Origin of the sequence: Bradyrhizobium sp. Rc2d, assembly GCF_900099855.1 — a bacterium.
Taxonomy (GTDB): domain Bacteria; phylum Pseudomonadota; class Alphaproteobacteria; order Rhizobiales; family Xanthobacteraceae; genus Bradyrhizobium.
Map to the genome: position 1 here is coordinate 159,258 of NZ_FNCU01000009.1, position 17,196 is coordinate 176,453.

Annotated in this window: 13 protein-coding genes and 1 pseudogene; 11 read left to right on the forward strand and 3 right to left on the reverse strand. The window is 58.5% G+C overall.

Going from position 1 to position 17,196, the window contains the following annotated elements; translation table 11 throughout:
- Positions 1-12: 12 nt before the first annotated feature.
- From nodC to BLV07_RS14335, 10 genes are all read left to right on the forward strand, one after another.
- The gene (nodC, locus tag BLV07_RS14290; protein ID WP_143035421.1) at positions 13-1,389 is read left to right on the forward strand and encodes a chitooligosaccharide synthase NodC; all 1,377 of its coding nucleotides are present in this window, start codon (positions 13-15) and stop codon (positions 1,387-1,389) included.
- Between the two features lie 11 nt (positions 1,390-1,400).
- Entirely contained in the window at positions 1,401-2,030 is a 630-nt protein-coding gene (nodS, locus tag BLV07_RS14295) for a nodulation methyltransferase NodS (protein ID WP_091886383.1), read from the forward strand.
- Between the two features lie 13 nt (positions 2,031-2,043).
- Entirely contained in the window at positions 2,044-3,753 is a 1,710-nt protein-coding gene (gene nodU, locus BLV07_RS14300; RefSeq protein WP_091886388.1) for a nodulation protein NodU, read from the forward strand.
- Positions 3,754-3,755: 2 nt separating this feature from the next.
- Positions 3,756-4,676, forward strand: coding sequence for a nodulation factor ABC transporter ATP-binding protein NodI (gene nodI / locus BLV07_RS14305; RefSeq protein WP_176945527.1), 921 nt, complete (start codon positions 3,756-3,758; stop codon positions 4,674-4,676).
- 3 nt (positions 4,677-4,679) lie between these two features.
- Positions 4,680-5,468, forward strand: a complete 789-nt coding sequence (locus tag BLV07_RS14310) for an ABC transporter permease (RefSeq protein WP_091886394.1) — start codon at positions 4,680-4,682, stop codon at positions 5,466-5,468.
- Between the two features lie 319 nt (positions 5,469-5,787).
- Positions 5,788-6,900 (forward strand): nodulation protein NodZ, encoded by a 1,113-nt coding sequence (locus tag BLV07_RS14315; RefSeq protein WP_091886398.1) that lies wholly within the window; start codon positions 5,788-5,790, stop codon positions 6,898-6,900.
- Positions 6,897-7,091 carry a hypothetical protein gene (locus tag BLV07_RS14320; RefSeq protein ID WP_091886402.1) on the forward strand — a complete coding sequence of 65 codons (195 nt, stop codon included), beginning with the start codon at positions 6,897-6,899 and terminating at the stop codon, positions 7,089-7,091. The genes BLV07_RS14315 and BLV07_RS14320 overlap by 4 nt, the downstream gene beginning before the upstream one ends.
- 636 nt (positions 7,092-7,727) lie before the next feature.
- Entirely contained in the window at positions 7,728-8,564 is an 837-nt protein-coding gene (locus tag BLV07_RS14325; protein WP_091886405.1) for an SDR family NAD(P)-dependent oxidoreductase, read from the forward strand.
- Positions 8,565-8,750: 186 nt separating this feature from the next.
- Positions 8,751-10,574 carry a nif-specific transcriptional activator NifA gene (gene nifA / locus BLV07_RS14330; RefSeq protein WP_091886408.1) on the forward strand — a complete coding sequence of 608 codons (1,824 nt, stop codon included), beginning with the start codon at positions 8,751-8,753 and terminating at the stop codon, positions 10,572-10,574.
- 360 nt (positions 10,575-10,934) lie between these two features.
- Positions 10,935-11,777 carry an electron transfer flavoprotein subunit beta/FixA family protein gene (locus tag BLV07_RS14335; RefSeq protein ID WP_091886411.1) on the forward strand — a complete coding sequence of 281 codons (843 nt, stop codon included), beginning with the start codon at positions 10,935-10,937 and terminating at the stop codon, positions 11,775-11,777.
- A 481-nt stretch (positions 11,778-12,258) separates the two neighbouring features.
- Here the strand turns inward: BLV07_RS14335 and BLV07_RS14340 are convergent.
- Together BLV07_RS14340 and BLV07_RS14345 are read right to left on the reverse strand one after the other, a co-directional pair.
- Positions 12,259-12,453 (reverse strand): annotated as a pseudogene (locus tag BLV07_RS14340) (ABC transporter permease); the annotation flags it as partial.
- Between the two features lie 156 nt (positions 12,454-12,609).
- Positions 12,610-13,935 carry a DUF3422 domain-containing protein gene (locus tag BLV07_RS14345; protein ID WP_091886541.1) on the reverse strand — a complete coding sequence of 442 codons (1,326 nt, stop codon included), beginning with the start codon at positions 13,933-13,935 and terminating at the stop codon, positions 12,610-12,612.
- Positions 13,936-15,129: 1,194 nt separating this feature from the next.
- On the opposite strand from BLV07_RS14345, the gene BLV07_RS46200 reads away from it, so the two are divergent.
- Positions 15,130-15,591, forward strand: a complete 462-nt coding sequence (locus BLV07_RS46200) for a hypothetical protein (RefSeq protein ID WP_143035422.1) — start codon at positions 15,130-15,132, stop codon at positions 15,589-15,591.
- A gap of 319 nt (positions 15,592-15,910) precedes the next feature.
- Here the strand turns inward: BLV07_RS46200 and BLV07_RS14355 are convergent, their stop codons facing one another.
- The gene (locus BLV07_RS14355; protein WP_091886418.1) at positions 15,911-17,026 is read right to left on the reverse strand and encodes a YopJ family acetyltransferase; all 1,116 of its coding nucleotides are present in this window, start codon (positions 17,024-17,026) and stop codon (positions 15,911-15,913) included.
- Positions 17,027-17,196 lie beyond the last annotated feature (170 nt).

Below are 17,196 nucleotides of genomic sequence, written 5' to 3' on the forward strand. Positions count from 1 at the left end.
AACTGAGACCCTATGGACCTGCTCGCTACAACCAGCGCTGTCGCCGTTTCGTCTTATGCGCTGCTCTCGACTATCTACAAAAGCGCGCAAGCGCTTTATGCCCAGCCGACGATTAACTCATCGCTGCAGGACAAGCCGGTACAATCCGAGGTGGTCCTTCCCACTGTGGACGTCATCGTGCCGTGCTTCAACGAGGATCCAAACACGCTCGCCGAATGTCTGGAGTCGCTTGCGAATCAAGACTATGCCGGAAAGCTACAAGTCTATGTGGTCGACGACGGATCTGCAAATCGCGACGTTGTCGCGCCTGTACACAAGATCTATGCAAACGATCCGAGATTCAGCATCCTCTTGCTGGCAAAGAACGTTGGGAAGCGCAAGGCGCAGATCGCTGCAATACGCAGCTCATCCGGGGACCTGGTGCTCAACGTGGACTCGGATACGATACTTGCTGCTGACGTTGTCACGAAGCTTGTATTGAAGATGCATGACCCGCAAGTCGGTGCGGCCATGGGTCAGTTGATAGCGAGCAATCGCAGCGAAACCTGGCTGACCAGGCTGATCGATATGGAATACTGGTTGGCGTGCAACGAGGAGCGCGCGGCACAGGCTCGTTTCGGTGCCGTCATGTGCTGCTGCGGCCCATGTGCTATGTATCGTCGCTCCGCGCTCGCCTTGCTGCTTGATCAATACGAAGCGCAATTCTTTCGTGGGAAGCCGAGCGATTTCGGCGAGGATCGCCATCTAACGATCCTCATGCTCAAGGCGGGGTTTCGAACCGAATACGTCCCGGACGCAATCGCAGCAACAGTCGTCCCGGACAGTCTTGGGCCATATCTGCGTCAGCAACTCCGCTGGGCGCGCAGTACCTTTCGGGACACGTTTCTTGCATTACGCCTGCTGCCAGAGCTCGATGGCTATCTGACGCTAGACGTTATCGGGCAAAATCTCGGCCCGTTGCTTCTCGCCCTTTCATCCCTGGCTGCGCTCGCGCAGTTCCTAATCGGCGGCTCTGTACCCTGGTGGACGGGATTGACGATTGCAGCAATGACAATGGTCCGGTGCAGTGTGGCAGCCCTTCGTGCTCGCGAACTGCGGTTTCTCGGCTTCTCGCTCCACACACCGATCAATATCTTTCTCTTACTTCCTTTGAAGGCTTATGCGCTTTGTACATTGAGCAACAGCGATTGGCTATCGCGCAAGGTCGCCAATGTGCCGGCCGAAGGGGAAAAGCAGTCTGTCATCCTGCACCCGAACGCTGGAGGAAGTGCTGCAAGTATAGGGGGAATGTCTTGTACAATTCGTAAGGCGGGGTTTTCGCACGGTCCATCGAGCCTGACAGCGACGGAGAGTGTTTGCGGTCGCGATCGTTCGACTGCCTACAAATAGGTGGTTGTTTCATGACCCTGGACACAAACCATCAGCTATTAGAGCGAGAGTTGGCTGTCGACGATCCATGGCGCCTCGACAGTAGTTCGTTCGAGCAGGAGCGGTACGCGCAAATGCTCCGGATGTCGCGTTGCAACGGAGATGTTGCGCATGCCCTCGAAGTAGGATGTGCAGCCGGTGCATTCACGGACATGCTAGCGCCGCTATGCAAACGACTCACCGTGGTCGATGTCATGCCGCAGGCGATCGAGCGAGCGCGACTCCGGACAAGGAAGTGGTCACATATCACGTGGGTGACCTGCGACATTCAGCGGTTCTCGACCATTGAGCAGTTCGATTTGATCGTCGTGGCCGAGGTTCTTTACTACCTCAAGGACATTGTCGAGATGCATGCGGCTATCCGCAATCTGGTGAGTATGCTTGCGCCAAATGGAGCTCTGATTTTCGGGTCCGCACGTGATGCCACATGTCAACGCTGGGGTCATGCTGCTGGTGCCGAAACGGTGATCGCTCTCTTCAACGAGAACCTATCGGAGGTCGAGCGTCTGCACTGCCACAGCGAGTCGGTCAACGAAGACTGCTTGATCGTCCGCTTCCAGAAACCGGGTCACTCGTCAGAACAATCAAACGTCGGTCACTAGGCCAGGGGGTCGTATGCGCATCTGCGGCATCAAGTTAACACATGACGGGGCAATTGCTGTCGTCGAGGACGGGCGGCTTGTCTTTTGCACCGAGCAAGAGAAGCGCGGCAACAGTCCACGCTATCAGTCCGTCGACAACCTCGATGCAGTCGTGCTCGCCTTGGCGGAGCATGGTCTGGATCCGCGGGATATCGACCAGTTCGTCATCGATGGCTGGGATGGTGAGATCGAGTCGCAGTTCCATGTCAACAGTGGAGCTGTGCCGATCTCATTGAAAGGGGCGCCATATGTCGAGCGCCATGCTGAGGGCCTTCTTGATTCCGTCGACGGCTTTGGTCTGATCCTCGGCGGCAAGGTGTTCCCATATAAGAGCTACCCGCACGTCACGGGCCACGTCGCGTCAGCATATAGCACCAGTCCCTTTGCCAGCGCGGGAAAACCCGCGTTCTGTCTGGTATGGGACGGCTGCATCTTTCCACGTCTTTACTATGTCGAACCTCGGGGGGCGCGACTCATTGGATCCCTGTTTCCGATGATCGGCCATGCCTATGCTGCCGCGGGCCTTCACTTCGGGCCTTACAGGCAGCCGAACCGCTCCAGTTGGGATTTGGGCATCGCCGGCAAGCTGATGGCTTACATCGCGCTTGGCTCTGTCGACGAAAGCATCGTGGCAGTGTTTCAGGAGCTCTATGAAAAGCGCTTCGCGGCCGACACGGAGCAGGCTCGTCGCTACCGCGCTGACATCAACAATGCGGAATCGTCTCTTGCAGCTATTCACGACTTCTTCGAGGCAAGCGCATTGCGCCTGACGGCCAAGCGAGCGGAGGACGTCCTCGCGTCGTTTCATGTGTTCCTGGAACGTCTTCTTGTCAAGGAAATCGCGATGGTTCTGCTGCGGCACTCGTCGCTTCCGGGAGCGCGAAATCTATGTGTCGCCGGAGGTTGCGGTCTCAATATCAAGTGGAACAGCGCGCTTCGTGCGACCGGACTGTTCGATGATGTCTGGGTGCCGCCGTTTCCGAATGACAGCGGCTCGGCAATCGGCGCTGCTTGCGGTGCCATGGCGGCGCAAAATGGCTTCGGGCCATTGGAATGGTCAGTCTACAGTGGTCCGGCCCTGCAGGACAGCGAGCTTCCGTCGGACTGGGCGGCCGCGCCGTGCAGTCTGCGTGAACTTGCGGCGATTCTCGCCGACAACAAGCCGATCATCTTCCTTTCCGGGCGCGCCGAGCTTGGGCCGCGGGCGTTGGGCGGCAGAAGCATTCTTGCAGCCCCGACCTCTCCGGCAATGAAAGATCATCTCAACGACATCAAGCGTCGCGAGCACTTCCGACCGGTGGCGCCGATTTGTCTGGAGGATCGGGCCCCAGAGATTTTCAGCCCAGGTACGCCAGATCCTTACATGCTGTTCGATCACCAGACCCGGGCGGAATGGCGCGACAAGGTCCCCGCTGTGGTCCATCTTGACGGCTCGGCGCGGCTGCAGACAATCTCCCGCAACTCTCCGCACAAAATCGCCGCGCTTCTCGTCGAATTTGAGCAACTCACGGGCATTCCGCTGCTCTGCAATACGAGCGCCAATCTCCACGGGCGGGGTTTCTTCCCGGATGCTGCGGCGGCCTGCCAATGGGGGCGTGTCGAGCATGTGTGGTGCGACGGCCTGCTCTGGACCAAAACAGTCGTAAGGAAGCCCTCGTCGGCTGAACGACTTCTGTCAGCCTAAGAGTGATTATGTCCACCGTAGCAATCGACCTTGCCGGCGTAAGAAAGTCATTCGGCGACAAGATCATCGTCAATGAGCTGTCGTTCTCGGTTGCGCGCGGAGAATGCTTCGGCCTACTTGGGCCAAATGGAGCTGGCAAGAGCACGATTGCGCGTATGCTCCTCGGCATGATTTCGCCGGACGCAGGCAAGATTACGGTCCTCAATGAGCCTGTGCCTTCCCGCGCTCGTGTGGCGCGTGTGCGCATCGGCGTGGTGCCGCAGTTCGATAACCTTGAACTCGAGTTCACGGTGCGAGAGAATCTGCTTGTGTTTGGCCGCTATTTCGGCATGAGCGCTCGCAAGATCGAGGAAGTCGCGCCCTCGCTGCTCGAGTTTGCGCGCCTCGAAAGCAAGGCGGACGTGCGCGTCTCCGAGTTGTCCGGTGGCATGAAGCGGCGGCTGACGCTGGCGCGTGCCCTGATTAATGATCCACATCTACTCGTGATGGACGAGCCGACGACTGGTCTGGATCCGCATGCACGCCACCTGATTTGGGAACGCCTGCGGGTTCTGCTTGCGCGTGGCAAGACGATCCTCTTGACCACTCACTTCATGGAGGAGGCCGAACGCCTGTGCGATCGGCTGTGCGTGCTTGAGAATGGATGCAAGATCGCCGAAGGCAAGCCAGACGCCTTGATCGCCGAGCATATCGGCTGCAACGTGATCGAAATCTATGGCGGTGATCCACATCAGCTCCGTGAGCTGATCAGGCCTTATGCGCGGCACATCGAAGTGAGTGGAGAGACGCTTTTTTGTTATGCGCCATATCCGGGGCAGGTACAGGTGCACCTGCGCGGGCGAGCGGACCTTCGCGTTCTGCAGCGCCCGCCCAATCTCGAAGACGTGTTTTTGCGGTTGACCGGGCGCGAGATGGAGAAATGAGCGATGGGTGAAGGTTATGCGGCGGTAATGCCCGCTAACGCGTACAACTGGATCGCGGTATGGCGTCGAAATTTCATGGCATGGAGGAAAGTCGCTCTTGCATCGCTTCTCGGCAACCTCGCAGATCCCATAACCAATCTGTTTGGCCTTGGCTTTGGCCTCGGACTCATCGTGGGACGGGTTGAGGGGACTTCGTACATCGCTTTTCTGGCAGCGGGTATGGTCGCGATCAGCGCCATGACATCTGCGACCTTTGAAACTCTTTATGCAGCCTTTGCTCGCATGGATGCCAAGCGCACCTGGGAGGCGATTCTGTTCACACAGCTCACGCTTGGCGATATCGTTCTAGGTGAATTGGTGTGGGCGGCTAGTAAGTCCGTTCTGGCCGGGACAGCAATCGGGATTGTCGCTGCCACGCTGGGTTATGCATCCTGGACGTCCATTTTCTGTGCGATACCAACAGTCGCCCTTACCGGCCTTGTCTTCGCCAGCCTGGCAATGGTTGTCATATCTCTTGCGCCAACTTACGATTACTTCGTGTTTTACCAGTCGCTCGTCCTTACCCCCATGGTGTTTCTGTGTGGCGCGGTCTTTCCGACGAGCCAACTGCCCGGCTCTTTTCAGCACTTCGCCGGCTTGCTGCCGCTCGCACATTCGGTCGACCTCATTCGCCCAGTGATGCTTGAGCGCGGCGCCGGCGACGCTGTGCTGCATGTCGGTGCGCTTTGCTTGTACGCTGTATTGCCATTCTTCGTGTCGACGGTACTGTTGCGGCGCCGACTGCTGCGTTGACATGAAATTCCGCGAAAACGCCAAAAGTGAACTGATGCCGTCTCACGATGCTCTTTTGCGATAGCTCGAGGCGACCCGACCTGCCAGAGCAGCTGCTGCATGGCTTGAGGGCTATCGTCCGTTCGCGCCATCAGTGCTGGGGAAGCATAGTCGGAACTCATGAGCATGGCCATGCCTATGCCCGCATGTGAGGGGGCCAGGCTATCCAACGCAGAGGATGGCATCGGGCATCCGACTGAAATTGGGTACGCGACGCAACACCGCTGAGGAAAACACGGAAAGTGTTGAGAGAACGCGGCACATCAGGGATAGCGCTGCTATGAAGTTCTACCGACGCAGCTCGCCGGCACCGCGATTTCAGACGATGACGTCGGACCAGATGATACGTGAGATGTCTGCAATGACGTCTCTTATCCAACCAGGAGCCCGGGAAGAGGCAATGCAGATGCTTAGCGGTTCGATCAATGATCGGTTCGTCGTTTCTCGGCGACGTACGGGATTCGGCGACTGCCTGTGGTCACTGGCGGCAGCCTGGCGTTTTGCAAAGCAGACAGGACGGACGCTAGCCATTGATTGGCGAGGATCTTGTTATCTCAATGAGCCATTCACCAATGCCTTTCCAGTCTTCTTCGAACCGGTTCAAGACATTGCCGGCGTGCGGGTGATTTGCGACGACGAGATCAATCAGTGTTCATTTCCGGGACCGTTCTTCCCGGCATGGTGGAACAAGTCATCCATCGATTGCGTCTATCGCCCGGACGAGCAGATTTTCCGAGAACGCGACGAGCTCGATCAACTGTTCCAAAGCCAGCAAGATAGTGACGCTAACACGGTTGTGTGTGACGCCTGCCTGATGTGGCGCTGCGATCAGGAGGCCGAACGAGAAATCTTTCGGAGCATCAAGCCACGACCTGAAATTCAGGCCCGGATTGATGCCATCTACCGCGAGCACTTTGAGCCGTACAGCGTAATCGGCATTCATGTCCGGCATGGCAACGGCGAGGATATTATGGGGCATGCTCCCTACTGGGCCGACCCGGAGCGCGCCTTGCGACAGGTCCGTAATGCCATTGATAAGGCCCGGGGTTTACCCCACCCAAAGCCCGTGAGGGCGTTCCTGTGCACGGACAGCGCGCTCGTCCTTGAGAAGGTTTCGACTATATTTCCCGATGTTTTCACGATCCCAAAACGGTTCCAGGCGCCTCAGGACGGCCCATTGCACAACGCCGCGTTCGGAGCCGAGGGTGGCTTTTCCGCCCTCATCGAAATGTATCTGCTTGCGCGCTGCGACACCGTGATCCGTTTTCCCCCGACGAGCGCCTTCACGCGCTATGCGCGTCTCTTTGCCCCACGCGTTATAGAATTCGATTTGAACGATCCGAGCCGATTGATCCTGATTGAAGAAACCTCGCAAGAGCTCGTGGCTTCATGAAAGTCGTAGCCCGCTTGATCGATCTGATTGCCGCTCTTTGCATCCAGCAGTACTGGCAGTTCTTTTCGGGGCGGCAAATTTCTGCCCAAAGTGAGACTTCCACCGGAGAACAGAACGATGCGGCGGCCGAATGCCTTCCGCTGAAGCTCGACGTCGACAACAATGGCCTTAACGTGCTGCCGCCGGGCTAAACAGGTGGAACACGTCTTCGTCTTTGCCTTGGGCGGACCGCGACTCGAAGCTAATCGGTGGTCGATCGCGGATGAACATATCGAAAGGTTCTCCGTTCAGCCGGCGAGTTCCGTCGTGGTGGTCGGGCACTCGCTGGTGCGGACGGCGCTCTCGTGATCCACTATGTTGGGCTGAACATTCAGCACACCAGGTCGCAGTCCGGATTCAATCCGCCCGGCGATGTGCCAGTGCTGGACACAGCAGAGCAGGGCGCGATGAAGTCAGCATCAGTTGCCGACGAATCTAACGTACGAAGCTGGTAACGTCAGTTTTCGAGTTGGTGGCTACTGGCCGCGGTCGCGATCCTGATCGATCGTTGCTCTCGACGAGAGGCGCTGGCCATCCGCTGGCTCTTCCGGTTGTGCGATCAGGAAAGAGAGCGCGGCTCGTAGCCTTGTCTCGGCGCAGGCGAGTGCGCTCGCGACATGACGTAGCTGATGCACCATCACTGTCACAAAGCACACGCATCGTGTCTTGAACCCGCCAAGCATTCCGTGTGCGCGACATTAGGACGCAAAACGGAAGCGGATTTATGGGCATCGCAGTGGCACAAACCCTGCTACGCGTGCGCCGGCGCAACAGGAGAGGAGGCGGGCGTGGGTCTCGATCTACAAAATGACGATCTGATCAGAGGCCAGGTGCCCGAAACACAGTTGGGCTGCCTGTTTCACGCCGATAAAGCCCGTGTTCATCGCGGAGAGCAGAAGGCGATGTTGCTGACCGGGGCATCGCGCGGAATTGGCCATGCCACTGCCAAGCTGTTCTCGGAGGCGGGCTGGCGCATCATTTCTTGCGCGCGCCAACCGTTCGACGGCGAGCGATGCCCCTGGGAGGCAGGGAATGAGGATCATGTCCAGATCGACCTCAGTAATCATCGAATGCTGCCGCGCGCGATCACCGAGGTCAAGAAACGCTTGGCCGGTGCACCTTTGCACGCGCTGGTGAATAACGCCGGTGTCTCGCCGAAAACGCCCACTGGCGATCGGATGACGTCGTTGACGACGTCAACCGAGACCTGGATGAGGGTATTCCATCTCAATCTGGTGGCCCCGATCCTGCTGGCGCAGGGTTTGTTTGACGAGCTAAGGGCCGCGTCAGGATCGATCGTGAATGTGACTTCAATCGCGGGCTCGCGGGTGCACCCGTTTGCCGGCAGCGCCTATGCGACCTCGAAAGCTGCGCTTGCGAGCCTCACACGCGAAATGGCCCATGATTATGCGCCGCATGGCATTCGCGTGAATGCGATCGCGCCCGGCGAAATCAGGACGGACATGTTATCGCCCGACACAGAAGCGCGTCTCGTGCCAAGTATCCCGCTGCGCAGAGTGGGAACCCCGGATGAAGTGGCCAAGGTCATCTTCTTCCTGTGCTCGGATGCGGCGAGCTATGTCACGGGGGCCGAGGTGCCGATCAATGGTGGGCAACATCTGTGAATCGGCCAGCCTTGGCGACGCAGCTGACTTGAGCTGCAGCAGCGGTACTTATGTTCTCCGCTGACGACGCGCACACAATCCGCAAAAATGAAATGAAGGCACACTGTAAGTTTACCGTCGTGCCATGAAAAGGTCTTACGGTTCTATGTCATCTCGTCAACACTTGGCCGCTAGATCGAGAGTGACATGCAAAACGAAGCTCGCCAACCCGAACAAGGTATCTGGGAGGATGATCAAAACAAAGGAGACCGCCTCATGCTGCATATCCCGTCCTCACGCGAAAGACCTGCCTCGCAACCTGAGCCGGAGCGTAAGCTCTCGGGGGAGCCGTTGCGTGAGAGCGCGCTGACCTGCATCTTCGAAATATCGAAAATACTCACCGCTCCTTGTCGGCTCGAAGTCACGTTGGCCAACGTTGTTGGTCTTCTGCAATCGTTTGTGCAGATGCGACACGGCATCGTCTCACTGTTCGACGATGACGGCATGCCGGAAATTACAGTGGGCGCCGGCTGGAGCGAAGGCAGCGACGAACGTTACCGGATGCGCCTGCCGCGGAAGGCAATTGACCAGATCGTTGCGACAGACAGGCCTCTTGTCGCCGAGAACGTGGCCGCCGAGCCGGCATTCAGCGCTGCCGACCGGGAAGTGCTCGGCGCCTCCGATGATATGCCAGTATCGTTCATCGGGGTTCCGATTCGCATTGATCCGAAGGTCGTGGGTACGCTGACGATCGACCGTATCCGGGACGATAGGTCGAGTCTCCGGCTGGATTACGATGCGCGGCTGCTCGCCATGATCGCCAACCTGGTGGGACAAACAGTGAAGTTACATCGCTTGTTCGCCTGCGATCGCGAACGACTGATGGCGGAGAAGAACCGGCTGCAAAAGCAAATATTAGAGCTCAGGCAACCCGCTCGGGAGCGCAAGAAGCTACACGCCCATGGGATCATTGGCGATAGTCCGGCGCTGCGCGGGCTGCTCGAGAAGATTGCGGTTGTAGCGAGATCGAACAGCACGGTTCTGCTGCGTGGCGAATCCGGTACCGGGAAGGAACTGGTAGCCAAGGCCATTCACGAATCGTCGTCCCGCGCCAAGCGGCCGTTCGTTAAGCTGAATTGCGCGGCGCTCCCTGAGACCGTCCTGGAATCCGAATTATTTGGCCATGAGAAAGGTGCCTTTACCGGTGCGTTTAGCTCGCGCAAGGGACGCTTCGAACTTGCTGACAAAGGAACGTTATTTCTTGACGAGATCGGCGAGATCTCAGCTCCATTCCAGGCGAAGTTGCTGCGCGTTCTGCAAGAGCAGGAGTTCGAGCGCGTCGGCAGCAACCAGACTATTAAGGTCGATGTTCGAGTTATAGCTGCGACCAACAAAAACCTTGAAGAGGCCGTGGCAAGGAGCGAGTTCCGCGCGGACCTTTACTATCGCATCAGCGTAGTTCCCTTGCTGTTGCCGCCGCTGCGCGAAAGACGCAGTGATATTCCGCTGCTTGCCAGCGAGTTCCTCAGGAATTTCAACAACGAGAATGGCCGTACGCTGACCTTGGAGGCGAGTGCGATCGATGTACTGATGAACTGCGGCTTTCCGGGAAATGTCCGCGAACTCGAAAACTGCATCGAGCGGACAGCGACGTTGTGCGCCGGATCATCGATCGTGAGAAGTGACTTTGCATGCTGCCACGGCCAGTGCCTTTCCGCGATGCTGTGGAAAAGTACATCGGACGAGATGACAGTCCAGCCGGCACCCATCGCGCCGGTGCCTTCGAAATCCATCACTCCGCTACCTCAAGCGACCGCGCCGGTCCCGCCTGTCGGCAGCGAATTGGTCTCACTGGCACCTCCCGGCACAGTCCTCGTAAGTGGCGCGAAAATCGCCGATCGCGAGCGGGTCATTGCGGCCATGGAAAGATCTGGTTGGGTGCAGGCAAAGGCAGCGCGCTTGCTCGGACTAACGCCGCGCCAGATTGGCTACGCGCTAAGGAAATACGGAATCGAGATCAAACGGTTCTGAACGCAAGGACCAAACCGTCCGGGCCACCGCGGTTTGCTGCCAAATGCCGCCTTTTTTTCGCTTGCGGGACCGGACGCTTTCAAGTGCGCTTCGTTCACGATCAGCCGGTCCGTCGCCCGCTCGTGATTGACGGCGGTAATCTGCCGCAAGCTATCTCAGCGTTAATCAGTTGACGCCCCCAGGGGAATAGCGCTGTCGCAGCCCCGACGCGGTGTCGGTGTTCGCTCGTCAGCACACCGGGCTAGGGCGCGCATCGGTCCCGTCTAAACGCTTGTCGTAGCTAGTCGATTCGAAAATCGGATGCGTTGGTACGACACTTGCTGTGCTCCTTGCAGCTGTCGCAACTTTTGGAGCAACTCCGTGCACAATGTCGTCTGCATCAAACAGGTTCCCGACTCTGCGCAGATCCGCGTGCACCCCGTGACCAATACGATCATGCGTCAGGGCGTGCCGACCATCATCAACCCATATGACCTCTTCGCGCTCGAGGCCGCGCTGGAGTTGCGCGATCGATTCGGCGGCGAAATAACCGTCCTTACAATGGGGCCGCCATCGGCGGAAGACTCCTTGCGAAAGGCGTTGACCTATGGCGCCGATCGCGCCGTACTGCTCACCGATCGCTGCTTTGCGGGCTCCGACACCCTGGCCACAACGTATGCGCTAGCGACAGCCATCCGAAAAATTGGTAAGGAATATGGCCCGACAAACCTCATCTTCACCGGCAAGCAGACCATCGACGGCGATACGGCGCAGGTCGGGCCCGGCATCGCGAAGCGGCTGGGCGTATTGCAGCTAACCTACGTTGCCAAGGTCAGATCCTTAGATCTCGCAGCCCATACAATTGAAGCGGAACGACGCTCCGAAGGTGGTGTCCAGGTGCTGCACACGAGGCTGCCCTGTCTCATCACCATGCTGGAGGCAACCAATCAGATTCGGCGGGGCGCTATGGCGGATGCCTTGCGTGCCGCGCGTGCGCCAGTCGTGAAATGGAGCGCGCACGATGCCGGTGTCGAAGACGTCTCCAAATGTGGCCTCAAGGGCTCGCCGACCGTCGTCAAGCGAGTGTTCGCTCCCTCTGCACGGGCTGAGAAGGCGGCGCTGGTTGAGGCCGCCGAGCAACCGGCGCAGGCGTTGATAGACGCTATCTTCAAGCATCAACCGAAGCTCGAAACCGATCTTGCGGCACTAGCCCGTGACGCTTGATCTGGAGAGCTTTGCCGACCATAAATCGAAATGTTCGAAAAAAACACCATCGCCTGGAGGCAGAGTTGCTGGCCGTAGATGCATTCGGGTCTCTTCGGTGGCCGGTACTTAGCTGGACACCAACAACATGTTCGGGCCTCGGGCTGCTATCGACGAGGTCGTACAGTTTACGAACAGGCCGCGACATCCGGAGCATGTCGCGGCCCGGAGTCCCGATTATGGCGCCAAACGGCGCCGGTTGAGCGCGCCGCTGCCGCTGTCCGAAAGCCTCCTGATTGCCTGGCCGCGGACCGTCGGCTTGATTGCCGCGAAACTGTTCGTGCTCTTCATTGCTGGCTACGTACTGTGTCAACGGGTCAGGGCGTGAATACGTAAGGGGGTCTGGTCAGCAACAAGGGCAACCGCCGAGCGTCCACACTGCTGTGCCAGGACTATTTTGCACCCTGGGACTGAGCTTGCTGCCCACCGATTTCTGCTACAGCTAACGCGCCACCGCGGAGAGCGAGGAGTCCGCATCGCTGCCGCTGGCGCGCAAATTGGCTTCACGCATCGTCGCGACGTCGAACCCGCCAAGCGGCGGCTTCAGTGCCGCCTGCAACGCCGCATCATGCGCGCGCCGCGGCGCCAGTAGCAGGACCGCATCATAGGGCGGGATCGCCTGCTTGGGATCGGCCAGCGAGGGTATTTCTTGATAACTCCGAAGGCTTTCGGCGCGATCGACTTTGCAGCGCTGCATCATAAGCGTCATGGGCTTTCAGCGTCGTTTCGTTGACCAAACCTCGTCCCCCTTGCCGGCATAATGGAACAAAGACCGCTGTCTCGCCCATGAACGTTACTCCCGGGTCACGGACGGCTCATCGCTGCGATCGAGGTGCCGCTTGCGTATATTATAATTGAGCAGCCAGACCGCGCAGACTGCAATCGGCACGCATGCTGCGGTTAGGTACGACGGCTCGACATGCAGTCCCACATCGTGCGCGCCCTTGGCGAGGTAGCCAAACAAGCTAACCACATAATATCCTATCGCAGCGACCGACAATCCCTCGACCGTGCGCTGCAGCCGAAGTTGTTGTCCCGTGCGCTCGTTGATAGCGTGCAACAGGTCACGATTCTGCCGCTCGATTTCGACGTCGACACGGGTTCGCAACAGATCTGCCGCGCGCGCCAGCTTGGCCGATAGGGCGACCTGACGATCCTCGACCGTCTCGCAGGTTCGCATAGCCGGCGCCATGCGGCGCGCCAGGAACGACGACCAGGTCGGATAGCCCGCGATCTCGCTGCCTTCGATGATGGACAGTCGCGATTGGACCAACTCGTTATAAGCTCTGCTGGCGGCGAAGCGAAACGGGCTTCCGGTCGCGCCTCGTTCGAAGGAGGCGGCCAGCGCGGTCAGTTCGGCAAGCAGATGGTTGTTGAGTTTCAATCCCTCCGCGCCTTGCATCCCTTCGAGCACCTCAATAAGACGTCGATCAATACGATCGAGGAATGGGCCGAGCTCAAGAGCTGCTGATAGACCAAGTAGCGCCAACGGACGATAGGTCTCGATTTCAAGGAGCCGTTGCACCAATGCGCCCAGATTGTGTGGCGTCATTCCGAGGTCGCAGACGAGTATTTTGGTGAATCCGTTTTCGTCGACGCGAAAATCAGAGGCCATAACACTTGCTCCTCCCTTTACGCGCGCCATGGCCAGGCTGCTCTTGTCGAAAAGCTGTTCCGCTCGCCTCGCTGGGGAGGTGTGCCTCTCTACATCCAGCTTGATCGCGACTAGTAACTGCCCGTCCTGCCGTAAGGCGCGCATCAGGGATTGAACGGTGCCGTGGGCGTCATCGAAGTGGCGAGCGGCTGGACCATTCCCGGTGTTCCATATCCAGGTAAATGTCGCAAATTCCGAATGTTGCTCCCAGCGAAGCACGACGGGCTCGATGGCTATCTGATGATGTTTCGCCGAGAGGTCTGGCGCTGGAACGTCGTGCTCCCGGCAAAATGCGACGAAGCGGTGGCGATCGCTTGCGGCCGCTTCGCCCTTCGCAAGAAATGCGAAGTGGATCATACTGAACGGTGCGACGAGTTGCGTGAATGGGCGCGCGTGCACTTCCGCGAGAACGGCATCGCGTTGCGGATGAACCGTGAACTTACTCAAATCGAGTTTATCGAGCATTGTAGCGCCTTGCTTCAGAATCAGCTCACAACCATCAGTGCTGCCGCAAGCGGCAATAGCGGCGGCACTCCTCGCAGACGCCAGTCCGACCAGATTTGAGACCGATAGCAACTCCGCCACGCGCCGCTGCCAAGAAGCGGCGATCGGCACGGTTTGGATGAGCGCCATTGCCAGTAGCGATCAAGCCGACGGGCTCTTCGCTCGATAACCAGCCGCATGCTGCTCGGTGACGCCTTCTCACCAAAGAAGAGAACTCTCCTTGCCGGCCAGCTTCCACAGTCGCGATCGGTTCCTTGCCGAATATGCATATACGTCCGTTCTGTGAACGCAGCGCCTGCAGCGAACGTATGTTTGGCCAACCTGACCATGCGGCGACTGTTCTTCTCGATCCCATGACGCAAGGCGCGTTTGTGGATAGCTTTGCAGGTGTCGTGCCAGACGGGATGCGGATTTCAGAACGATGCGATTACTTAGAGCGCGTCGCGTGCAAGACGACGCTCGACGCAGGGGCGTCGCGGAGCGGGATGCCATTCTATAGTCTCTTCATATCCAGCGCGAATTGCAGTCATCTGCCGAGTTGGAGATGGCTGTGAGGAGAGCTCTGGCCTGTAATCTGCGCCAAATGGAGCTTCGGCGCGGCGATTCACGTCCTCCATGATCGCCGGCGGCAATCATGTACGAAAGGCAGCCGACACTATCGGCTGGTGCAGCGAGACCCAGTTGCGTTCGACGTGATGTCGCCACGGACATGCCATGGTCCTAAAATGGGCGCTCCGGCTGGGGAGGCGAACGCACATCTCTTGATCTTGTCTGGTGTCCGCTGGAGACTAACAATGATGGAAATCGGACAAAACGGTCGGTCCATCCCAGAGGGGAAACCGCATCTAGGCGTGGTTCACTCGTAAATCACGGAGCGCTGCTTTTTTTGAGCGGCCCTGCGGTTGTTACATGGTGGTGGAGAACCGCTGGTTCAAAGCAGCCCTGTTCCAGAAGTCCCGCTAAGTCTCGCGCGAATGATCTTGGCCGGGTCTCGTCTGACTCTGCATATTGCCCCGAATGTAGACGGCGGCGATGGTCTGAGTTCCTCGCTCCATCCAGCGATCGGGAGAGACCCATTGCGGCGCAGGAGCGCTGTGATTGGCGTGCTCGGTCGGTGTGACGTTTTTGCCCAGGTCGCCATGCGGCAGCGTTCTGATGGCAATCGCGGTTTATACCTTGGATGACCGCTTCCGAACGTTATTGAGCTATCGATCGATCGTCGATGACGCGCTGGCACCGGTGGGGCGGCGAGAAGCGGCGCGCTGCGCTGATCCGGAAAGTCTGTTAGTTGCACACAAGACGGGCGCCATCGGTCCCAAGGACCTGAAGAGAGTGGCGATACCACGGTGCAGCCCAAGGCCCGTTGCACATCCGACCAATGGGCGGCTCATGCGCCGGGCCATCAATCACCAAGCACGCCGGGCGCGACAAGCGCAACGGCGTATTCTGCGCCAGATTTGTCTGTGCCTGGCGAAGCGAGCCGCCATCACGGTCGGCCGTTATATCCACGCTCACCAGTTCGAACGCGCCCCGCGCCAACTCAAGCTCCTGCTGGCGCGGCTTGCCCGGATCATCCGCCGCAACATTGATGGCGATGCGGTGCTGGAAGCTCGCTAGATCTGGTGCAGCGGTCACGCTTCGGATGAGCATCCGCGCGGTCCAAACGACTATGCGTTACATGCACTGGACGTCGAGCGCTCCATCTTTTCGATTACAAGGTACGACTTGTGCCGGCGCCAGCTACAAAATGGGCAGTCCCGCCTATGGAGCCGCTGCTGGGCACATGCCTGTTCATATCCTGCGAGCCTTCCGATGCAGGCTGTGGGCCTCGTGCCTGCCGTGTCGCCAAAGACAACACCGTCGCACGTCCTGCCGGCCAGATCACTTACGCTAAATCCGTCCGAGCCTCGTCGCCCAATGGACACGAAAAAACGTATTAGTCTGAGATCATCCTCTCCAATGCTGCGCGGATCTTGGTTGCCCTCGACGTCTCGATCGATGCGCTGTATTGCCGGGAACCTCGTTGGACAGCAAAGGCCTCGAGGCGCCCGGCCAACGACTCCGTTTTGGGGTCGCGCCTGCTGGTGCTCACATCTTTTTCTTTGATGCCAGTCTGGTAGCTTGCGACCTCATCTATTACTCCGCTGGAGTGGGAATGCTTGTAAAACAGCGCTGGAAGGAACTTCTTCCCGTGAAACAGGTCTATTCCGGCATGCTCCAGCAGGGCGTCGGGTGAGGGCATGTAGTCGCTAGAACGATCCCCTTCGTCGGAAATCCTGCCGTGCTGATGAAGATTATCATGCCAGTCGTCGAAGTCTGATGATTTTTGGTGTGCCGCTAGCGCAAATTGCATGCCGAACATAACGCAGTCAGAAGCAGACTTCTGCGCGCCAATCCCGATAAAGGCCCACTTCGGATCCGTTCCCAGTTGCTGCAGTGATTCCCCTCGTAATTTGAAATAGTCAGTTACGAAGGTATAAAGGCTGGCCGGCTCCATCACGATAACCGTCGGCGGTGCGCCAGCGCGGGTTCGAACATCGGCAGCAAAGTGATGCATCCCGCCGTCCGCCAACCGCACGACAGCACGCCAAGCACTATTCGACGACCGGTCGGCTAACGCCTCGATAAGCGTGGCAGGCGAATCCATGTACTTGAGGCGAAGGTCCGGGTAACGCCTGTTATAGCTCTCAGCCAGGTGATGAAAATTTTCGAGGTCGAAGGACAACATCTTCTCGTCCGGCTGCAGGTTGGCAGATAGATAGCGAGCCACCTCCTGACCGTATGCCGTTAGACCGGACGGAATTCCCGCATGGCTGGCACGCTCGAGAGTGTGCTCTAGCAACTTGAGCTTCTCGTCAATGCGGGCGGAGCGACTAGGGCGCGACGCGTTTCCGCCGCGAGATGGTTCGGATGAGTGCTGCCGTTCAATACTCGATCCAGGCGGACTCGATCGCACGGAATCCAGGTGAATAGAGAACTCGGCTTCCTGGGCTTGTTCATCGTCCTGAGAGCTCTCGCATCGTGCGCTCAATCGTGAAATGCAGCCGCCCATATCATGCTCCTGTCAAACCGGTCACCAGAATGGACTCGACACGAGCCCCGCAAGGGTTGTTCGAACTCGTAATCGCGCATTGAGCGCCGTGCCAGCGATCTGCACAACGGCTCGCGGGCCGATGGAGAAGGTCACCGAGCGACTTGACAGGCAGGCATGCCGCGCCCTTT